General features: G+C 45.3%; 5 protein-coding genes and 2 pseudogenes. 5 read left to right on the top strand and 2 right to left on the bottom strand.

The features are described 5' to 3' along the window. Positions 1-140: 140 nt before the first annotated feature. Positions 141-595 (top strand): annotated as a pseudogene (locus tag ACFPYJ_RS23380) (IS3 family transposase); the annotation flags it as partial. A 251-nt stretch (positions 596-846) separates the two neighbouring features. On the opposite strand, the pseudogene ACFPYJ_RS23375 reads toward ACFPYJ_RS23380, so the two are convergent. Next, a pseudogene (locus ACFPYJ_RS23375) lies at positions 847-1,640 on the bottom strand (Tn3 family transposase). Between the two features lie 28 nt (positions 1,641-1,668). On the opposite strand from ACFPYJ_RS23375, the gene ACFPYJ_RS23370 reads away from it, so the two are divergent. The 3 genes from ACFPYJ_RS23370 to ACFPYJ_RS23360 all read left to right on the top strand — a co-directional run bounded on the left by ACFPYJ_RS23370 (position 1,669) and on the right by ACFPYJ_RS23360 (position 4,632). Then, a complete protein-coding gene (locus ACFPYJ_RS23370; RefSeq protein ID WP_379190638.1) occupies positions 1,669-2,067 on the top strand; it encodes a ferritin-like domain-containing protein in 399 nt (132 codons plus the stop codon). A 201-nt stretch (positions 2,068-2,268) separates the two neighbouring features. After that, a complete protein-coding gene (locus ACFPYJ_RS23365) occupies positions 2,269-3,603 on the top strand; it encodes a cytochrome ubiquinol oxidase subunit I (protein WP_379190641.1) in 1,335 nt (444 codons plus the stop codon). Positions 3,604-3,615: 12 nt separating this feature from the next. Then, a complete protein-coding gene (locus ACFPYJ_RS23360) occupies positions 3,616-4,632 on the top strand; it encodes a cytochrome d ubiquinol oxidase subunit II (RefSeq protein ID WP_379190637.1) in 1,017 nt (338 codons plus the stop codon). A gap of 142 nt (positions 4,633-4,774) precedes the next feature. Here the strand turns inward: ACFPYJ_RS23360 and ACFPYJ_RS23355 are convergent, their stop codons facing one another. After that, a complete protein-coding gene (locus tag ACFPYJ_RS23355) occupies positions 4,775-4,990 on the bottom strand; it encodes a spore germination protein (RefSeq protein WP_379190640.1) in 216 nt (71 codons plus the stop codon). A 453-nt stretch (positions 4,991-5,443) separates the two neighbouring features. Between ACFPYJ_RS23355 and ACFPYJ_RS23350 the strand changes: the two genes are divergently transcribed. Continuing rightward, a complete protein-coding gene (locus ACFPYJ_RS23350) occupies positions 5,444-5,527 on the top strand; it encodes a YgaP-like transmembrane domain (protein WP_379190639.1) in 84 nt (27 codons plus the stop codon). Positions 5,528-5,591 lie beyond the last annotated feature (64 nt).

Below are 5,591 nucleotides of genomic sequence, written 5' to 3'. Positions count from 1 at the left end.
AAACGTCGAACAATTGAATCCTACTATGACGAAGTAGCCTTTGCTTTAAGCAACACTTAAATGGAGAGTCGGATGCGCTGAGAGGTGCAAGTCCGGTTCGGGAAGGAGAGGCAGGGAAATAGTTCGACTACGCCCTGACTCTTACTTCACTCTCAACAGCTGAAGGCTGGTTGTATCTCGCTGGCGTACTGGATTTACATGGCCGTAAACTCGTGGGTTGGGCCATGGATAGTCGGATGAAAACGGAGCTTGTATGCGCCGCGCTGAAGCAGGCAATCGGCCGGACAGGTGCTTCAAAGGGACTCATTGTTCATTCTGATCGAGGCGTCAATACGCCAGCAAGGGCTATCAAAAACTCCTCAAGAAGCATGAATTCATCTGCAGCATGAGCCGTAAAGGTAACTGCTACGATAATTCTCCAATGGAATCATTTTGGGGTAAGTTAAAGATGGAATGGCTGAATGACTATACATTTAAGACGCGTGCTGAGGCTAAAAAGGCAGTATTTGAATATATCGAACTATTTTATAACCGTCGGAGAACGCATTCCTCGAACGATTATGTCCCGCCGTTCAAGGTAGGGGAAGAGTTGTAAGCCATTAGACAAATGGGTGTCACCGAGGCTTTCTCTGTGTCTACTTTTTTGAGGCAAGGTCACTTTCCTAATGCCTTTTTTGGGTGTACAGCTGGAAGGGGAGGGTTTTTTATTTTGCCCTTCATCTGACATTCTTTTATAAAGGGTCCCGACAACATTTTAACGAAAATATACGCTAAGCCTTCGGCGGACCGGCTTGGCGTTTTCTCTCTAAGCCAAATTAGTCCGAGCGGTTTAACCCGGACCAACGGTTATTCAACTTCCTGTTGTTTAAGCGGTCGCAATGAATGTAGAGACGTATTCTGCTTGAAATTGAATTTGTATTCACCCAAAAAATTGATATGCTCCCATCCAAGGGGCGAAATATGGTTTAGTAGTTCTTCCTGAAGCTTACCTTGCTTTTTACGGTGTTCAGTTGCTTGCTGGAGATAGACGGTGTTCCAAACGCTAATTTGCATTGATGATAATGTTCAATGCACTGGCCCGTTGGAGCTGATCTTGTAGCGCACGTTCCCGTAACTCTCCATGTTTGCCAAAAAGATCGCTCTGGCCAGCGCGTTCATGGCTTCCCCTTTGTTCAACCCCCGATGGATTTTTCGCCGCAGCGCCTCGCTCGAAAGGTAATCCAGGATGAAGATCGTTTTCTCGATTCGCCCATTTCCCGCAGCGCGGTAGCCAAACTGTTCTGTCTTGCATAGGAGCCAATTTTCCCCATAATGAGTGATGCTGAAACGGTTCCTTCTCGAATAGAGTGAGCCAGCCGGAGAACATTGTCGTAGTTCTCCTGGATGATCTTTGTATTAATCTGTCCGCGCAGCAGTTTCTCCAATTTAGGGAAGTCCTTCGGCTTACCCATTGTATATAGCTTGGAGTCAGCCAAGTCACGCAAGCGTGGCGCAAAGCGAAATCCAAGTAAATGCGTTAAACCAAAAACTTGATCGGTGTAACCGGCTGTATCCGTATAATGCTCCTCGATGGCCAAGTCCGTTTCATGATGGAGCAAACCGTCGATGACGTGTACGGCATCCCGAGCGTTCGTATTGATGACTCTCGTGTAGAACGTGGAAAATTGGTTGCTAACGAATCGATGGGAGGCAGTTCAGGGAGAAAGGGAAGATGAACTCTTTTACCAATATTTAATATCTTTCGCTCCTACTCAAGAAGAGAAGGAAATTATAGCTTCAATAAGGGATGATGAGCGAAAGCATAATCAAATGTCCGTAAAATATACAGGGATTTTTACAGGACAAGAAGTACAGATTATGAATGGAGAGCAGTTTAAAAGGCCAGCGACCTATGTTGATGGAATAAAAAAGGAATTATTTGGAGAATTAAGAGCCGTTGAAAAGTATCGCATGATTAGACAATGTCTGCCCCAAGGCATATACCGAGATATGCTATTCGAAATTATTACGGACGAATTAAAACATGCTTCAAAATATAATTACTTATTCACCAAAAATAAAAGATAATATTAAAAATAAAGACCAAACCGAATGTATGGTAAGGGTAGTGTTTATTGCAAAATGGGGAACAGGTCGCGTAATCGCGGCCTTTTTTAATTGAATTGATTGAGTGTGGCCGCTCAACTCCCTTGTATACTTTTTGGTAATGGAAGGAATATTAATCGGAGAAAATCCAAGACATCATCCAAAATCGTGTAAGCTGGAGGGATTAAGTTGAATGCGTTGGATTGGAGCCGCGGCTTGACGGAAATGACACTAGCTTTTCATATCTTGTTCGCCACAGTTGGAGTCGGCATACCCATCTTCATCTCCATCGCCGAATGGATGGGGATAAGAAAAAGAGATCCTCATTATTCACTCATGGCACGAAGATGGACACGCGGCTTTGTCATTACGGTAGCAGTCGGTGTTGTTACCGGTACGTGTATCGGTCTTCAGCTTAGCCTGTTATGGCCGGAATTTATGCGATTTGCAGGCAATGTGATAAGTTTGCCGCTCTTTTTGGAAACCTTTGCATTTTTCTTCGAAGCCATTTTTCTTGGTATCTATCTGTATACATGGAACCGATTCTCCAATCCATATTTTCACTGGATGTTGACCCTTCCAATCGTAATCGGATCATCCGCTTCCGCGTTGTTTATTACGATGGTTAATGCTTTTATGAATACGCCACAAGGGTTTTCGTTCGAAAATGGGAAGCTGACAAATCTTGATCCGCTCGCTGCTATGTTCAATCCGGCTACGCCTTCCAAAGTGGCTCACGTATTGTCTTCCGCTTACTTAACCGCAGCATTTCTGCTGGCCATGATTGCCGCATTTTCCATGCTTAGAGGGCGAAACCATGATTACTACAAAAAGTCCATCCGACTCAATATGATGACCGGACTGATCCTTGCGGCGTCTACGATCTGGATAGGGGATATTTCCGCCATATTTTTAGCGGAGGAACAGCCTGAGAAATTGGCCGCGGCCGAATGGCATTTCGAGACTGGCAATCGAGCTTCACTTGTTATTGGCGGTCGATTGAACCCGGACACGAAGGAGATAACGGGGGCGATACAAATTCCTTGGGCACTTAGCCTTCTCGCAACTCACGATCCAAACGGAACGGTTGTCGGGTTAAACGATTTTCCGAAGGACGAGTGGCCTCCGTTGTATGTACACTATCTTTTTGATTCCATGGTTGGCATCGGATTTTACTTACTGGCCGTTCCCATTCTGTTCCTCATCCTGACTCGAATGAAGCGATGGAATGCGTATAATCGCTGGATGCTTGGTGGAATCCTTACGGGGGGACCCTTTTCTTTGCTCGCCATCGAGCTGGGCTGGTTTTATGCGGAAGTAGGCAGACAGCCATGGATTCTAAGGGGATACATGCGCGTGTCCGATGCGGCTACAACAAATCCCAATGTCGGCATCACATTTTGGCTGTTCGCTGCTTTGTACCTCTTGCTGGGCATTATTTGCTTTTCCGTACTCAGCCGGTTGTTCCGCAATAAACCGGCGGAACTCGAACTCGAAGAACGTCGAATTATTTTATAGGAGGGCATCGGAATGTCGCTTGAACAGCTTGGAATCACCGTGCTTTGGATATTTCTGTACGGCTACTTGATCGTTGCTTCCATCGATTTCGGCGCCGGGTTTTACGCTTATTATGGCAGAGTTATCGGAATCGAAACGGTTATTGCGCCTGTTATCTCCAGATATTTGTCGCCGGTTTGGGAAGTTACGAATGTTTTTCTCGTATTCTTTTTCGTCGGTATCGTCGGTTTTTTTCCCGAAACAGCCTATTATTACGGAACCGCTTTGCTGATCCCTGGAAGCATTGCACTCGTTTTGCTCTCCATCCGGGGATCTTTCTATGCATTTGCCAATTACGGCGCAAAAAAAAATAATCTTTATCTTCTCGCCTATGGAGCAACGGGATTGCTCATACCGGCGGCCTTATCGACCGTGTTTACTATTTCGGAGGGTGGTTTTTTGTCCGTTCGCGGTAATACCGTTTCATTACTGATGGAGGAACTGTTCTTTAGCACTTATTCTTGGGCTGTCGTTCTTCTTGCCGTTTCGAGTGTACTGTTTATCAGTTCGACTTTCCTGACATATTACGCCGATCGTGCGGAAGACAGCAGGGCGCTCGAATGGCTTCGCTCTTTTGCTTTGTGGGGAGCCGTTCCTACGATTATCTCCAGCCTCTTTGTCTTCATCGCGCTTCGCAATCATAATCGGGAGCATTTTCAAAATACGCTTGAGATATGGTGGATGTTCGGCCTGTCCTTGGTAAGTTTTATGATTGCCATCTGGCTGATTTGGCGTCAGAAGAACTATGGCACGGCATTTGTGATGGTTATGCTTCAATTTGCATTTGCGTTCTTCGGTTACGGGATTTCTCATCTTCCTTATTTGATTTACCCTTACTTAACGATTTCCAGCAGTATAACAAATTCGGTAATGGGGCGGGCGCTAGTCGTATCATTTATAGCGGGACTCGTCCTTTTGATACCGGCGCTTGTACTGCTGCTCAGACTGTTTTTATTTAATGCTAAGTATGTGAAGGGAGAAACGTCATGAGTGTCTTTGATCGTCAGGATAAGTGGCTGATGCGGCTTTGTTTCGGAATCGCTGCTTTGCTATTTTTATCAGCAATACGTTACATACTTTAAGAAGTATCGGAAATGTGAATTTATGAAAGTCATTTGAGTAGCAGTCAATATCAAAGTATGTTTTTATATACCAATACTGGTATCAGGGTGAGAGGAGAGGGCTCAAAGTGGATCGCATCGAAAAGCATCTCGATGATGAACAGAAGAATTACCGTTTCTGTGATGGATGGATAAGGAACGCCGACGCGACTCTGAGCGATGGAGTAAGTCAATTCCAGCTTCATAACGTCCGGATTCACCGATACCAAGGCGACATGTGCGACAATGGCAATGAGCGATCGAGAACACGGAAAGAAACGATTATGACGGTGGACGCGGCTAGATAATCCCGATCAGTGTCCGACATTAACAAGTTGGGGAGTTGCACAGGGACGACGATCGCTACAGGATAATCCTCGAGCGGCTTCATGCAGCGATTCTGTCTTTAATATGGGGACTCCATGCACGCTGTCGGAAAAGCCATCCCGCCACCTGCTGGATGGAAGTGAATACCTTGCTATCGTGAGAACGGAGAGCTGCTTCGCAATCCTCGACGAATGTCGAATCCTATCTGCGGCAATCATACGTGACCGTTGGTTCCGCACATAAAAAGCGTATCCTTAGATAGCGCTACAATGAGTTCACCCTAAGCCCCTTCTTGTGTAATACAGTTATACATTTCCACTCACTTCCTGAAGATTGTTTCGATTATTTGGACATGATTTGAGTAGGAGGTGTTTATGATGAATTGTAATGTGGGAAAAACGGAACAAATTATTAGAATTTCCATTGGAGCAGGCATTATTCTTTTGGGTCTGGCCTGACCCTGCCCCGAATAGATAGACACATAGAAAACCTCTATAATATATACGTGGAGGGATTTAATAT

It is taken from the genome of Paenibacillus solisilvae, from assembly GCF_042656405.1.
GTDB classification, from domain to species: Bacteria; Bacillota; Bacilli; order Paenibacillales; family Paenibacillaceae; genus Paenibacillus_Z; species Paenibacillus_Z solisilvae.
The sequence above is the reverse complement of the archived record's forward strand: the minus strand, read 5'-3'. Positions and strand labels throughout refer to the sequence as shown.